This window comes from Nonomuraea rhodomycinica (assembly GCF_013363995.1).
Taxonomy (GTDB): Bacteria; Actinomycetota; Actinomycetes; order Streptosporangiales; family Streptosporangiaceae; genus Nonomuraea; species Nonomuraea rhodomycinica.
Window position 1 is genome coordinate 123,896 of the sequence record NZ_JABWGO010000003.1, and the last position, 14,410, is coordinate 138,305.

13 protein-coding genes are annotated in these 14,410 nt (G+C 73.3%); 8 read left to right on the forward strand and 5 right to left on the reverse strand.

Going from position 1 to position 14,410, the window contains the following annotated elements:
- Positions 1 to 49 precede the first annotated feature (49 nt).
- Positions 50 to 1,480 carry a MocR-like transcription factor YczR gene (gene yczR / locus HT134_RS16335; protein WP_175601244.1) on the forward strand — a complete coding sequence of 477 codons (1,431 nt, stop codon included), beginning with the start codon at positions 50 to 52 and terminating at the stop codon, positions 1,478 to 1,480.
- A 14-nt stretch (positions 1,481 to 1,494) separates the two neighbouring features.
- Here the strand turns inward: yczR and HT134_RS16340 are convergent, their stop codons facing one another.
- Positions 1,495 to 2,115: a trimeric intracellular cation channel family protein gene (locus tag HT134_RS16340; protein ID WP_312888159.1), complete on the reverse strand. Its 621-nt coding sequence runs from the start codon at positions 2,113 to 2,115 to the stop codon at positions 1,495 to 1,497.
- A gap of 29 nt (positions 2,116 to 2,144) precedes the next feature.
- Positions 2,145 to 3,641, reverse strand: a complete 1,497-nt coding sequence (locus tag HT134_RS16345) for a peptide MFS transporter (protein ID WP_175601245.1) — start codon at positions 3,639 to 3,641, stop codon at positions 2,145 to 2,147.
- A 144-nt stretch (positions 3,642 to 3,785) separates the two neighbouring features.
- On the opposite strand from HT134_RS16345, the gene HT134_RS16350 reads away from it, so the two are divergent.
- From HT134_RS16350 to HT134_RS16360, 3 genes are all read left to right on the forward strand, one after another.
- Positions 3,786 to 5,621 (forward strand): AMP-dependent synthetase/ligase, encoded by a 1,836-nt coding sequence (locus HT134_RS16350; RefSeq protein WP_175601246.1) that lies wholly within the window; start codon positions 3,786 to 3,788, stop codon positions 5,619 to 5,621.
- A gap of 89 nt (positions 5,622 to 5,710) precedes the next feature.
- Positions 5,711 to 6,877, forward strand: coding sequence for a hypothetical protein (locus HT134_RS16355; protein WP_175601247.1), 1,167 nt, complete (start codon positions 5,711 to 5,713; stop codon positions 6,875 to 6,877).
- A 164-nt stretch (positions 6,878 to 7,041) separates the two neighbouring features.
- Positions 7,042 to 7,518, forward strand: coding sequence for a hypothetical protein (locus HT134_RS16360; protein ID WP_175601248.1), 477 nt, complete (start codon positions 7,042 to 7,044; stop codon positions 7,516 to 7,518).
- 53 nt (positions 7,519 to 7,571) lie between these two features.
- Here the strand turns inward: HT134_RS16360 and HT134_RS16365 are convergent, their stop codons facing one another.
- Positions 7,572 to 8,108 carry an NUDIX hydrolase family protein gene (locus HT134_RS16365; RefSeq protein ID WP_175601249.1) on the reverse strand — a complete coding sequence of 179 codons (537 nt, stop codon included), beginning with the start codon at positions 8,106 to 8,108 and terminating at the stop codon, positions 7,572 to 7,574.
- Positions 8,105 to 8,770, reverse strand: coding sequence for an AAA family ATPase (locus tag HT134_RS16370; protein WP_175601250.1), 666 nt, complete (start codon positions 8,768 to 8,770; stop codon positions 8,105 to 8,107). Before HT134_RS16370 ends, HT134_RS16365 begins: the two co-directional genes overlap by 4 nt.
- Positions 8,771 to 8,926: 156 nt before the next feature.
- On the opposite strand from HT134_RS16370, the gene HT134_RS16375 reads away from it, so the two are divergent.
- Complete coding sequence (locus tag HT134_RS16375) at positions 8,927 to 9,964, forward strand: LacI family DNA-binding transcriptional regulator (RefSeq protein ID WP_175601251.1); 1,038 nt, start codon at positions 8,927 to 8,929, stop codon at positions 9,962 to 9,964.
- Between the two features lie 65 nt (positions 9,965 to 10,029).
- Here HT134_RS16375 and arfA read toward each other — a convergent pair whose 3' ends face one another.
- On the reverse strand, positions 10,030 to 11,535 hold the full coding sequence (gene arfA / locus HT134_RS16380; RefSeq protein ID WP_175601252.1) for an arabinosylfuranosidase ArfA: 1,506 nt from the start codon (positions 11,533 to 11,535) through the stop codon (positions 10,030 to 10,032).
- 269 nt (positions 11,536 to 11,804) lie between these two features.
- On the opposite strand from arfA, the gene HT134_RS16385 reads away from it, so the two are divergent.
- From HT134_RS16385 to HT134_RS16395, 3 genes are read left to right on the forward strand one after another with little or no spacing between them, the layout of a single operon-like run.
- A complete protein-coding gene (locus tag HT134_RS16385) occupies positions 11,805 to 13,133 on the forward strand; it encodes an extracellular solute-binding protein (RefSeq protein ID WP_312888160.1) in 1,329 nt (442 codons plus the stop codon).
- Positions 13,130 to 14,050 carry a carbohydrate ABC transporter permease gene (locus tag HT134_RS16390; protein ID WP_175601253.1) on the forward strand — a complete coding sequence of 307 codons (921 nt, stop codon included), beginning with the start codon at positions 13,130 to 13,132 and terminating at the stop codon, positions 14,048 to 14,050. Before HT134_RS16385 ends, HT134_RS16390 begins: the two co-directional genes overlap by 4 nt.
- On the forward strand, positions 14,047 to 14,370 hold the full coding sequence (locus HT134_RS16395; RefSeq protein WP_175601254.1) for an ABC transporter permease family protein: 324 nt from the start codon (positions 14,047 to 14,049) through the stop codon (positions 14,368 to 14,370). The genes HT134_RS16390 and HT134_RS16395 overlap by 4 nt, the downstream gene beginning before the upstream one ends.
- The last annotated feature ends 40 nt before the right edge of the window (positions 14,371 to 14,410 follow it).

Sequence of the window (14,410 nt, forward strand, 5' to 3'; positions counted from 1 at the left end):
GGCAGGCCACCCGCTTGCCAAAACAGGTCCAATCATGAAAAGTGGCCTGATGAGGTATTTGAGTGCGGCGCAGGTGGCCCGGCTCACCGCAGTGCCGGCCGAGGCCCGGCCGTACTACCGGGCGCTCGCCGACGCGGTGCGCGCCCTCATCCTCGACGGGCGGCTGCCCGTCCGCGTGCGCATGCCCGCCGAACGGCACCTGGCCGCCACCCTCGGCGTCAGCCGCACCACCGTGACCGCCGCCTACGACCTGCTGCGCGAGCGGGGCTACCTGGACAGCCGGCAGGGCTCAGGAAGCTGGACGGCGCTGCCCGACCCGTCCTCCACCGCCGACAACCCGTGGCTGGCCACCGGCCAGGACGGCCTCATCCAGCTCCACGCCGCCGCCCCGCCCGCCCCCTCCGCGCTGCGCGAGGCGATGGCCGAGGCCGTGGAGGACCTGCCGCGCTACGGCATGGGCAACGGCTACGACCCGATGGGCCTGCCGGTGCTGCGCGAGCGGATCGCCGCCCGCTACACCGCGCGCGGCCTGGCCACGCTGCCCGACCAGATCCTCGTCACCACCGGCTCGCAGCACGCCCTGCACCTGGCCATGAGCCTGCTGGCCGGGCCGGGCGACCCCGTCCTGGTCGAGTCGCCCACCTACACGCACGCCATCGACGTCGCCCGGCAGCGCGGCGCCCGGATCGTCCCGGTCGGCATCTCGCACGAGGGCTGGCAGGCCGACCTCGTCGCCTGCGCCCTGCGTCAGTCGGCGGCCCGCGTCGCCTACCTCATGCCGGACTTCCAGAACCCGACCGGCGCCCTCATGGACGACGCCACCCGCGCCGCCGTCGCCGGCGCGGCCCGGCGCACCGACACCACGATCGTCATCGACGAGACGTGGGCGGAGCTCGACCTGGACGGGGGCGACGGGCACGCGCCCATGGCCGCCTTCGACACCGACAACCGCATGGTCACCATCGGCTCCGCCTCCAAGCTGTGGTGGGGCGGGCTGCGCATCGGCTGGCTGCGCGCCGGCACCGCGCTCATCCGCCGGCTGGCCGTGCGGCGGGCCGCCGTCGACATCGCCAGCCCGGTGCTGGAGCAGCTCGTGGTGGCCCGGCTGTTCGACCGGCTGGAGGAGACCAGGGCCGAGCGGCTGCGCGGCCTGCGCGCCTCCCGCGCGACGCTCGTGGCCGCGCTGCGCGAGCGGCTGCCGGCCTGGCAGTTCGCGGTGCCGCGCGGCGGGGGGACGCTGTGGGTGCGGCACGACTGCGGCTCGGCCGTCTCCCTGTGCGAGGCCGCCGCCACGCGCGGCGTGCGGCTGGCCGCGGGGACGTGGTTCGGCCTGGAGGGGACGCTGGAGGGGTACGTGCGGGTGCCGTACACGCTGCCGCCGCCGGTGCTGGAGGAGGCCGTGGAGCGCATCGCCGCCGCCCGCGAGCAAGGCCCGGCCGCGGGCGGCCGGCCCGCCGACGCGCTCGTCCCGATGGTCTGACCCCGGCCCCCGGGTCATTCGGAGGGCGGGACGCCCCGGGCCAGCGGGGCGCGCAGCTTGTAGCGCATCGCGGCCACGCGCAGCCCGAAGGCCACCACCGCCGAGGCCAGCGTGGCCGGCCAGCCGTGCAGCCCCAGCGTGGACAGCTCCGCCATCATGGCCGAGCCGAGCAGCGCGGGCACCGCGTAGAGCTGCCGGTCGTACAGCAGCGTCGGGATCTCGCCGGCCAGCACGTCGCGCAGCATGCCGCCGCCCACGCCCGTGGTGACGCCGAGCAGGGTGGCGTGCAGCGGGCTCAGCCCGTACTCCAGGGCCTTGAGCGTGCCGACCGCGCAGAACAGCCCGAGACCGGCCGCGTCGAACACGAGGATGGCCGGCATCACCCGCGCCACGTGCGGATGCCAGAAGAACACGATCACCGTGGCCGCCAGCGGCACCAGCACGTACCCCACGCTCTGGAAGGCGGCCGGCCGGACGTTGAGGATGAGGTCGCGCACCACGCCGCCGCCCAGCGCCGTCATCTCGGCGAGCACCGCCATCCCCACCACGTCGAGCCGTTTGCGCACGCCCATGAGCGCGCCGGACAGCGCGAAGACGAAGATTCCCACCAGGTCGAGCAGTTCGGGCACGGTCACATGTCTATCGGATCAAGGGGCGCGGCGGATCAGCGGGTGGGCGGCGCCGCGGGCTCGTGGTGCTCGGACATCAGGTGGCGCAGCTTCCGGGTGAACATCAGCAGCGCGAGCCCGGCCACGATCGCCATCAGCGCCAGCAGCGTGTAGTACGCCGGGTCGGACATCACGGTGCTCAGCCGCCCCGTCTGCCCGCCGATCGCGTCGCCCACGGAGATCGAGATGAACCACAGCCCGAGCATCTGCCCCTTGAACGCCTGCGGGGCCAGCTTGGAGGTGACCGACAGCCCCACCGGGCTCAGCGACAGCTCGCCGAACACCTGGATGAGGTAGACCAGCACCAGCCACCACACCGACACCCGGCCGCCCTGGGCCAGGGTGGCGGCCAGCGCCATCACGAGGAAGCTCAGGCCCACCATGACCAGGGCGAAGGAGAACTTCTGCGGCGTGCTCACCCGCGTGCCCAGCTTCACCCACAGCGTCGCGAACACCGGCACGAAGATCATGATGAAGAGCGGGTTGAACGACTGCGTGGTCGCCGCGTTGATGTGGACGCCGAACAGCGTCAGGTCCGTGTGGTTCTGGGCGAAGAACAGCAGCTTGCTCGGCGCCAGGTCGTACAGCATCCAGAAGATCGCGGCGGCGACGAACAGCCAGACGTAGGCCTTCATCCGCGACCGCTCGTCCTCGGTCAGGTCGTGGCTGCCCATCAGGATGTAGCCGAAGTACGCGACCGGCACCGCGAGGATGACGAGGGTCACGACCACCGTGAACCGGTCGATCGTGAACGTCCCCGTCGCCACCCAGACCGCCATGAGCACCACGACGCCGAGCGCGGCCAGCCCCACGTGCCGCAGCGCCTGGCGGCGGTGCCGCGGGGTCAGCGGCATGTTCGGCTCGTCGCCGACGCCGCGCAGGTGCCTGCGGCCCAGGACGTACTGCGCGAGGCCGAGCGCCATGCCGACGGCCGCGGCGCTGAAGCCGAGGTGCCAGCGGTCGCCGTCGGCCAGCCAGCCCACCACGATCGGCGCGAAGAACGCGCCCAGGTTGATGCCCAGGTAGAACAGCGAGAACCCCGCGTCGCGGCGGCCGTCGTCCTCCTCCGGGTAGAGCTTGCCCACCATGACCGAGATGTTCGGCTTGAGCAGGCCCGTCCCGGCGATGATCAGCGCCAGCCCCAGCCAGACGAAGAACGACGACGCCACGGGGATCGCCATGCTGATGTGGCCGCACATGATGACGAACCCGCCCCAGAACACCGAGCGGCGCGGCCCGAGCAGGCGGTCGGCGATCCAGCCTCCCGGCAGCGCCACCAGGTAGATGAGCGCGCCGTACACGCCGACGACGGCCGTCGCCGTCTGCTCGCTCAGGCCCAGGCCGTGCTGGGCGGGGGAGGCGGCCATGAACGTGGCCAGGATGGCACGCAGGCCGTACCAGCTGAACCGCTCCCACATCTCGGTGCCGAACAGCGTCGCCAGCCCCCACGGGTGGCCGAAGAACGTGCGTTCGTGCGTCTCGTGCGTGGTCATGCGAGCCCCCGGGCAATCTTTCCGCATCCGTTGCATCACTCTACGTGACGGAGGTTTCCGCCGGTCGGAGAGGTCTTGCCGCTACCCCGCAGGTGTGGTGCGATGCATGCCCCTGGACAAGTGAACATGTGAGGAGCGCGTGCCATGGCCGGTGTCCTCGGCGTGCGGGCGGAGATCGACGAGCTGATCGCCGGCCGGACCATCTGTGAGCAACTCAGGGAGACGGCTGAGCGGCACCCCGGCGCGCCCGCCTACTCCGACCCGGCCGAGGGCGGCTGGGTCACGCTCACCTACGCCGAGGCGCGGCGGCGGGTGCTGGAGATCGCCGCCGGGTTCGCCGCGATCGGCCTGCGGCCCGGCGAGACCGTCGCGCTCATGATGGTCAACCGCAGCGAGCACGTGCTGGCCGACCTCGGGGCCGTCCACGCGGGCGGGATCGGGTGCACGATCTACTCCACGTTCGCGGCCGAGCAGATCGCGTTCGTCGCGGCCGACGTCGGCGCGGTCTGCGCCGTGCTGGGCGGCCCGGCCGAGCTCGCGCGCTGGGAGCCGGTCCTGGACCGGCTGCCCGCGCTGCGCAGGATCGTCCTGCTGGAGGGCGCGCCGGCCGGCGACGACCGGTTCCTGTCCTGGGACGACCTGCTCGCGCTCGGCCGCGACGCGCTGGCCGCCGACCCGGACGCCGCCGAGGCCCGCTGGCGCGCCGTGGGCGCCGAGGACGTCGTGACGGTCCTCTACACCTCGGGCACCACCGGCAACCCCAAGGGCGTGCCGCTCACCCACCGCAACGTGCTGTACGAGGTGGCGGCCACCGACCGCATGGCCACGCTGCCCGAGCGCGGCACCCAGATCTCGTACCTCACCTACGCCCACATCGCCGAGCGGGTGCTCAGCCTCTACCTGCCGCTGGTCAAGGCCTCCCACGTGCACTTCTGCACCGACCTGGCCGAGCTGGGCGCCACGCTCGGGCAGGTGCGGCCGATGATGTTCTTCGGCGTGCCGCGCGTGTGGGAGAAGATGATGGCGCGCCTGCTGGCCGTGCTCGCCGCCCAGCCGCAGGAGCGCCAGGAGGCCGTGCGGCGGGCCATGGCGGCGGGCGTGGCCTACGTGGAGGGGGGCCAGCACGGCCACACCATCACCCCCGAGGTCCGGGCCGCGTACGAGCGCGCCGACGCGGAGCTGCTGGCGGGCGTGCGCGCGCTCATCGGCTTCGACCGCGCGCTGTGGACCGCCACGGGCGCCGCGCCGCTGCCCGGCGAGGTGCAGCGCTTCTACGCCGGGCTCGGGCTCAAGGTCGTCGACGTGTACGGCATGACCGAGACGACCGGCGCGTTCACCGGCAACGGCCCCGGCTGCTACCGCCTGGGCACCGTCGGCCGGGCCGAGCCCGGCGTCGAGGTGCGCATCGCCGAGGACGGCGAGATCCTCACCCGCAGCCCGCTCAACACCCGCGGCTACCTCAACCGGCCCGACGGCACCGCCGCGCTCCTCGACGGCGACGGCTGGCTGCACACCGGCGACATCGGCACGGTCGACGACGACGGCTTCTACCGGGTGGTGGACCGCAAGAAGGAGCTCATCATCACCTCCGGCGGCGAGAACATCTCACCCGCCGCGATCGAGAACCTCCTCAAGGAGCACCCCCTGGTCGGCCAGGCCCTCGCCTACGGCGACAACCGGCCCTACCCGGTCGCCGTCCTCACCCTCGACCCGGACGTGGCGCCCGGCTGGGCCCGCGCCCGCGGCATCGAGGGCGCCCTGGCCGAGCTGGCCGCCCATCCCGACGTGCTCAAGGAGGTCGAGGCGGCCGTCGCCGCCGCCAACGAACGGCTCGCCCGGGTCCAGCAGGTCAAGCGGTGGGCGCTGCTCGGCACCGAGTGGACCGCCGAGAGCGAGGAGCTGACGCCCAGCCTCAAGCTGAAGCGGCGGGTCGTCCACGCCAAGTACGCCGCCGTCATCGAGGGGCTGTACGAGCGCTGAGCAGGCCCCGCGCCGGCCGCCGAGTCTTTGCCTTCCGGGGCGTGTGTCGTGGTCCCTGCCATGACCGGCCGGTTCCTACGGTCTGGATCATGACCAGAAGACTCGTTCTCGTCTCGCTCGCGGCGGGGGCCCTCACGGTGCCCGCGCCGGCGTCCTCCGCCGCCACGAGCCTCCCGCCCGCCTCCACCGCCACGTCCCACGGCGCCTCCGTGAACCCGGCCGCCTCCGGCCTCGCCGCCGCCGCGCGGGCCGCCGCCCCGGCCATCCGCGAGATCGTCGTACGCCCGGCCTCTCCCGTCGTCGGTCCCGGCGACTCCGTCCGCATGGTGATCGACGTGGTGGCCAAGGACGTGAAGTACCGGAACGGGGTGAGCGTCAAGGTCGAGCCCGGCAAGCCGCCGCAGGGCGCCGTGAGCGCGACCGACCCCTCCACCGGCGCCGCGCCCGCCCCGGCCGCGCCTGCCCCGGCCGCCCCGGCCCCACGCCCGGCCGTCCCCGCCCCGGGGGCGCCGGCCCAGGCGCCGCCCGCCGTGGCCACCGACGACCGGGGCGTGCCCGTGGTGCCGGTCGGCCACGCCGTACGCCCGCCGGGCCGTCCGCTGATCCCCGTGCGCGACCACCAGCCCGCCCTGGCGGCCTCCGCCCGCGACCACGCCGCCTCCGTCCCGTCCGGCGCGGCCCGCCTGGCCGCGCCGCAGCGCGACCACCGGCGCCGCGCCGACCCCCGCGACTCGGACAAGGGCCGCGGCAGGCGCGGCCAGTCGGTGTCCTGGCAGCCGACGCCGAGCTGGATGAGCTTCAACGGCGACTGGCAGACCTGGCGCTTCCTGCCCGACAAGGGGCTGACCCGGTACTACCCGGCGGGAACCTGGACGATCACCGCCACCGCCGTCGGCGCCGACGGGGCGACCACGACGAAGTACTCCACGTTCCAGCTGCGCCGCGAGACCAAGCTGGACGGCGTGCGCGTGACTCCCGCCCCGGACGGCTCGGCCGTGCGCTTCGCCGGCTCGCTGCGCCGCCTCGGCCCGAAGGGCGTCGCCGACTTCGCCCCGTTCTCCGAGCAGCCGGTGGACATCCTGTGGCGCCCCGACGACGGCAGCACGTGGGAGGAGGTGGCCGAGGTCACCACCAGTGCGAACGGCGCCTTCGCCAAGGATGTGGCGGGCCGCGCCGGCGGCTCGTGGCGCGTGCGCTACGAGGGCACCCCGCGCTACGCCCCGATCCTGTCGAGAATCCACCAACTCGCCGACTAATTCCCGATAAATAGCCCGAAACGGTCATATATCGGGCTATGAAATGAAGAGTCGTTGCATAACCGTGATCAGCGAATCGCAACTTTTCTTTACCCGATCGCGTCATTCGCGATGACGCGCGCCCGTCCGGACGCGCGTTCCACACGGGGAAGGAAGTTCATCCGATGATGCGACGACTCGCCGCCGGCCTGGCGGCGGCCGCTCTGGGCGTCACCATGGTGGGGGCGGCCGCCGCCCCCGCGCTGGCGGACCCGGACGTCGACGGCGGCCACACCGTGCTCCGGTTCGACGCGGGCCCCGAGCCCGTCTGGCAGGGCAGGACGCTCTCGCTGGACGGCCGGCTCTCGGTGGAGTGCGAGGAGGACTACATCAGCGGCTTCGTCTCCGTCCACCACGCCGACTACTGCAAGGAGTCGGAGTCGTGGCACCGGCTCGGCTGGAAGCGGATCGTGATCCTCTTCCAGCCGGACCGCGGCGGGGACTGGGAGCACGTCGAGACGGTCACGACCGGCCGTGACGGCTCCTTCCACACCAGGGTCCCGGCCTACACCTCGGGCACGTGGCGGGCGGTCTTCGAGGGCTCCCGCCACCTCGACCCGGCGGAGGCCACGGACTGGGTCAAGGTCGTCGGCCGCCGCTGACGCGCCGCACCGCCCGGCTCTGGTCCTGGGGCCGGGCGGTCGCCTGCCGGCGGTCAGACGAGCCGGCCGACGTGCGCCAGCGCCTGCTTGAGCAGCACCCCGTGGCCGCCGGTCATCTCCTGCTGCACCATCGGCGAGGCCGCCTCCTCGGGCGTGAACCACACCAGGTCCAGCGCGTCCTGGCGCGGCCGGCAGTCGCCGCGCACCGGCACGATGTAGGCCAGCGACACCGCGTGCTGGCGCGGGTCGTGGTACGGCGTGACGCCCGGGGTGGGGAAGTACTCCGCCACCGTGAACGGCGTGAGCGAGGGCGGCAGGCTCGGCAGGGCGACCGGTCCGAGGTCCTTCTCCAGGTGGCGCAGCAGCGCGTCGCGGACCCGCTCGTGGTAGAGGACCCGCCCGGAGACCAGCGCCCGGCTCACGGTGCCGTCGGGGGCGATGCGCAGCAGCAGGCCCACCCGGGTCACGATGCCCGTGTCGTCCACCCGCACGGGCACGGCGTCGACGTACAGGATCGGCATCCGGCCGCGCAGCGACTCCAGCTCCTCCGGAGCGAGCCAGCCGGGCGTGGTTTCGGTCATTTCGGTCATCTGTAGATCGTACTGGGCTTCCCTCGCCCGGCGGGGGAGGTGGGCGCGCCGTCGAAGAGAATGCCGTCCAGCAGGTCGGCGGCGCGCCGGTCGATCACCAGGGCGCCCGCCGCGGGCGCGGCCGTGCCCGCGCGGGCCCGTGCCAGGAGCGCCTCCCAGCGGCGGCGGTGGTAGGAGAACGTGCGCGCACCCACCACCCGGGCGCGGGCCCGCTGGCCGGCCAGGGCGGCCTCGGGGGAGGCGTCGAGCAGCAGCAGGTGGAAGGCCACGCCACGACGGCGCGCCAGGCGGGCGAACAGGCGCAGGACCACCGGCCCGCAGCCGCGGTTGTGCGCGATCACCGGACCGGCGGCCAGCCCGCGCCGGATCCGCCACAGGTGGGTGGCGAAGACGACCGCGGTGCGCGCCGGCTTGGGCGCCCACCCCAGGGACCCGGCCCAGCGCAACCTCGACTGCATCGAGTCGATCACCGTCGCCCCGCTCGCGGTCACCGGCGCCGTCTCCGAGCCGTCCAGCCCGTACAGGCGGCGCAGCAACGTGCTCTTGCCCGCGCCGGGCAGACCTGTGAGGATCACCAGCGACCCGGCCGGGTAGCGCAGCGCCCCGGTCTCCACCGGGTCCGGTGAGAGGGGCGACACTGTCCGGCTGGTGTGTCCGGTCATCCGGGGGACCTCCGCGTCCGATCCGTCGCGCGGGGGTGCTCCCGCCTGACTGGCGAACGAAGACCCGGGCGCCCGGGTTCCGGAGCGCGCGGATCGCCTTCCAGGACGCGCGCCGGGACCGTTCCTGTTAGCGTTATCGGGAAAGGGGTGAGGCGGATGGCGACGGCTTCGGACGGGGGCGGGCGGCCGCGCAGCAGACCGGCGGTGCTCGGCGACGTCGCCGCGCTCGCCGGCGTCTCGGCGATGACCGTCTCGCGCGTGCTCAACACGCCCGACCGCGTGCGCGCCGAGACCCGGGCGCGGGTGCTGGCGGCCGTGCGTGAGCTCGACTACTGGCCCAACTCCGCGGCCCGGCAGCTCGTCACCGGCCGCTCGGGCGTGCTCGGCGTGGTCAGCATCGACACCACCCTGTACGGCCCGGCCTCCACCCTCTACTGCATCGAGCAGACCGCCCGCCTCAGCGGCTACACGGTGAGCATCGCCAGCCTGAGCGCGCTCAACCGGCGCTCCATCGAGGAGGGCGTCCACCGGCTGCGCTCGCAGTCGGTCGACGGCGTCATCATCGTCGCCCCGCACGAGTCGGCCGCCGACGGCCTGCGCCACCTGCCGCCCGACCTGCCGGTGGTCGCGGTCGACGCGGGCGAGGACGTCCCGGTGCCGGTCGCCATGGTCGACCAGCGGGCCGGCGCCGTCCGCGCCACCCGCCACCTGCTGAGCCTCGGCCACGAGACCGTCTGGCACGTGGGCGGCCCGGCCGACTGGATCGACGCCAGCGGCCGCATCGAGGGCTGGAAGAGCGTCCTGGAGGCCGAGGGCCGGCCGGTGCCCGAGCCGCTGCGCGGCGACTGGAGCCCCCGCTCGGGCCACCAGCTCGGCCGCCGGCTGGCCGCCGACCCGTCGGTGACGGCCGTGTTCGTCGGCAACGACCAGATGGCGCTCGGCGTGCTGCGCGCCATGCGCGAGGCCGGGCGGCGGGTGCCCGAGGACGTGAGCGTGGTGGGCTTCGACGACATCCCCGAGTCGGCGTACTTCTGGCCGCCCCTGACCACCGTGCGGCAGGACTTCCGCGAGGTCGGCCGGCACGCCTTCCACCTGCTCCTCGACCGCATGGCGGGCGAGGAGGGGGAGACGCGCCGGCTGGTCGAGCCCGACCTGGTGGTGCGGGAGAGCACCGGCTCCCCGAAGCGCGCCTGAGCGGCCGCCCCTCGGGGGTCGCCCAGGGCGGGGGTCAGCCCGGGCGGATCACGGCGGGCCGGGGGTCAGCCCAGGTGGATCACGTTCCACGAGACCGGCGGCAGCAGCACCCGCAGCGGGTCGTGCTCCACGTCCGGGTTGGCGCGCGGCGCCACCCGGTCCGGCTGGTCGGCGGTGTTGCGGGCGTAGACGTCCGCGTCCGTGAGCGTCGTGGCGCCCGTGACGCGCACGCCGCCCAGCGCCCGCGCGTCGATCTCCAGCGACAGCGGCCCGTCGGTGGAGCGGTTGACCGCGAACACCGTGACGCCGCCGTCCTCGGCGCGGGTCGCCACCGCGTGCAGCATCGGCACCTCGCCGTACTCGGCCGTCTCGTACGACGGCGACACCGGCTCGACCCGCAGCACCTCGCCCGAGGCGTGCCGCGACGCCTGCGCGAACGGGTGGAACGTGGTCTGCCGCCAGGCCCGCCCGCCCGGCTCGGTCATGATCGGCGCGATCACGTTGACGAGCTGGGCCAGCGACGCGGCCGTCACCCGATCGCTGTTGCGCAGCAGCGTGATGAGCAGCCCGCCGAAGGCCACCGCGTCGGCCAGGTGGTAGTGGTCCTCCAGCAGCGGCGGCGCGACGGGCCAGTCGCGCGGCGGCTCGGCGGCCTGGTGGCGCGACAGGTACCAGATGTTCCACTCGTCGAAGGAGATGTCGATCCGCTTGCGCGACTTCAGCTTGGCGCCGACGTGGTCGGCGGTCGCGACCACGGAGCGGATGAAGTACTCCATGTCGGTCGAGCAGGCCAGGAAGCTGCCGAGGTCGCCGTCCTTCTCCTCGTAGTAGGCGTGGCAGGAGACGAAGTCGACGACGTCGTAGGTGTGCTCCAGCACCTCGGCCTCCCACGCGCCGAAGGTCGGCATCGAGGAGCCGGAGCTGCCGCAGGCGACCAGCTCCAGGTCCGGATCGACCATGCGCATGGCGCGGGCGGTCTCGTTGGCCAGCCGGCCGTACTCGCGGGCGGTCTTGTGCCCCGTCTGCCAGAAGCCGTCCATCTCGTTGCCCAGGCACCACATGCGGATGCCGTGGGGCTCCTTGGCGCCGTTGGCGACCCGCTGGTCGGACAGGGCCGTGCCGGACGGGTGGTTGCAGTACTCCAGGAGGTCCACGGCCTCGGCGATGCCCCGGGTGCCGAGGTTGACCGCCATCATCGGCTCCACACCGGCCTTGCGGCACCAGGCGACGAACTCGTCGACGCCGATCTCGTTGGTCTCGGTGCTGTGCCAGGCGAGGTCGAGCCGGCGCGGCCGCTGCTCGCGCGGGCCGACGCCGTCCTCCCAGCGGTAGCCGGAGACGAAGTTGCCGCCGGGGTAGCGGACCGTGCTCACGCCCAGTTCGCGGGTCAGGTCGAGGACGTCGCGGCGGAAGCCGTCCGCGTCGGCCGACGGGTGCCCGGGCTCGTAGATGCCGGTGTAGACGCAGCGGCCGAGGTGCTCGACGAACGTGCCGAACGTGCGGCGCCGCACGGGGGCCACGCGGAACGCCGGATCGATGGTGAGGTGGGCCTCGCGGGCAGTGGTGCTCACGTGGTCTCGCGCTCCTGTGGTGCAGACGTGACAAGAATGTCCTGATTGTTAGCGTTATCACGTTGAACGTCAAGGTCTGTGCGGTATCAGGCCCAGGGTCGTGACATGCGCATTGTGACCGCTAACACTCAAGGCACCCTGAACCGGGGCGGCGCCTCCCGCATCCGCCCCCGTCACGGACCCCATCCACCGATCTCGCGCGCCCTTCGCGCAGGCGAGATGTTCACGTCACCATCCGCGGCATCCCTGTCCAGAGGAAGAGGCCCATCGTGGACGGACCACCCATCGATCGCCGCAGCCTCCTGGGCGGCGGACTCGCGCTCCTCGGCGCGGGCGCCGCCGGCTGCTCGATCCCCGCCGGACTCGGCTCGACCCGCACCCGCGTACGCTACTGGCACTTCCTCGGCGCCAGCGACGGCATCATCATGAACGGCATGGTCCGCGCGTTCGGCGCGGACAACCCGGGCATCGCCGTGGAGGAGAACGTGCTCGCCTGGGGCGAGCCGTACTACACGAAGATCGCCATGGCCGGGGCCGGCGGCCGCTCGCCCGACCTGGCCACCTTCCACCTGGCCCGCCTGTCCGGCATCGGCGCCGGCCGCATCCTCGACCCGATCGACACCGCGCTGCTCGCCGAGAACGGCCTCAAGGCCGCCGACTTCAGCCCGCCCATCTGGGAGCGGGCGCACGTCGGCGGCGAGCTGTACGCCGTGCCGTTCGACGCCCACCCCATGGTGCAGTACTACAACACCGACCTCTGCGAGCGGGCCGGCCTGCTCGGCCCCGACGGCCGCCTGCTGCCGACCAACGGCCCCGAGGAGCTGCTCGCCGCGCTGCGCAAGGCCAAGGCCGCGCTCGGCGGCAGGCCGCCGCTGGTCTTCGACGCCCTCGGCCTCGGCACGGTCGGCCCCTGGCGGCTCTGGCGGTCGCTCTACCCGCAGAGCGGCGGCACGCTGCTGTCGGAGGACGGCTCCCGCGTCACCCTCGACGACGCCAAGGCGCTCGACGCGCTGCGCCTCATGCCCACCCTCTGCGAGGAGGGGCTGTGCGACCCGCGCACCGACTACGGCGCCTCCGTGGCTGCCTTCACCAACGGCCAGGCGGCGTTCCTGTGGAACGGCGACTGGGAGACCACCGGGCTCAAGCAGCGCGGCACCCCGTTCAGCATGGCCCGCTTCCCCAGCGTCTTCGGCAAGGGCTCGGCCCAGGCCGACTGCCACGCCTTCGTCCTGCCGCACCAGCGCGAGCGCGACCCGGAGGTCGAGCGCGCCACCTACCGCTTCATCGCCCACCTCGTGAAGAACAGCGCCGACTGGGCCGTCGCCGGGCACGTCCCCGCCTACCTGCCCACGCTGGAGCAGCCCGACTACCTCGCGCTGCACCCCCAGTCGGAGTACCGCTCGGTCATCACCGAGGTCGCCCTCGACCCGAGGGCGTGGTTCGCCGGCTCCGCCTCCCGGCTGTGGCTGGAGTTCGGCCAGGCGTTCTCCCCGGTCATCAGCGGCGCCATCACCGCCGAACAGGGACTCGCCCGGGCCAGGCAGGCGCTGAGCCGGCTGATGGCCGCGCCCAACCCTTTCCCCGCAGAGGAGCGATGATGACCACCGTCGCCGTCCCCGCCACCGCCGCCACGCCCGCCGAGCAGGCCCGCCCGCGGCGCGGCTGGACCCAGCACGGGCTGCTGTTCGTCGCCCCCTTCCTCGTGATCTACCTCGCCTTCCTCGTCTGGCCGCTGCTCCAGGGCCTGCGGATGAGCCTGTCGAGCGTCAACATCGCCGGCACCAACGACCGCTTCGTCGGCCTGGCCAACTACGCCGAGGCGTTCGGCGACCCCCGCATGTGGCGCTCGCTGTGGAACACCGTCGAGTTCACCGTGCTCAGCACGATCCCGCTCGTGCTGCTCGGCCTCGGCCTCGCCCTGCTGGTCCACCACCTGCGCTTCGTGCAGTGGCTGTGGCGGCTGTCGTTCTTCGGCCCGTTCCTGCTGCCGTCGGCCGTCGTGTCGCTGCTCTGGCTCCAGATGATCTACCCGCCGGAGTACGGCCTGATCAACGGCGCCCTCGGCACCGACGTGCTCTGGCTGGGCGACCCGTCCACGGCCATGTGGTCGATGGTGCTGACCACCGTGTGGTGGACGGTCGGCTTCAACTTCCTGCTCTACCTCGCCGCGCTCCAGTCGATCCCGCGCCACCTGTACGAGGCCGCCGCGATCGACGGGGCCTCGGCCTGGCACCGGCTGCGCTCCATCACGCTGCCCCTGCTCGGCCGTACCACCGCGCTGGTCGTCGTGCTCCAGCTCCTCGCCTCGCTGAAGGTCTTCGACCAGATCTACCTGATGACCGGCGGCGGCCCCGACGACTCCACCCGGCCGATCATCGAGTACGCCTACGACGCCGGGTTCACCGGCTACCGCATCGGCTACGCCTCGGCCGTCTCCTACATCCTGTTCGCTCTCATCGTCGTCGTCTCCCTGGCGCAGCTGCGGCTGTTCCGCAAGAGCGAGGAGCCGTCATGACCAAGAGGTTCGGCTGGGGCCGGCTCGTGCTGCTGGCCGTCGCCCTCGTGCTCGCCGCCGTCTGGCTCGCGCCCATCGCCTGGGCCGTGGCCACCTCGCTCAAACCCGAGACCGAGACGACCAAGCTGCCGCTGGAGTGGATCGGCAGCCGCGTCACCCTCGACGCCTACAGCCTCGTCCTGGGCACCGGCGGCATCGTGAAGTGGGCGGTCAACTCGCTGGTGACCGCGACGGTCGTGACCGTCATGACGGTCCTGTTCTCCGCCATGGCCGCCTACGGCTTCGCCCGCACCAGCTTCCGGGGCCTGGCCGGGCAGTGACGCCCCGAGGGGTCCCGCCACAGGGCGGGACCCCCTCACG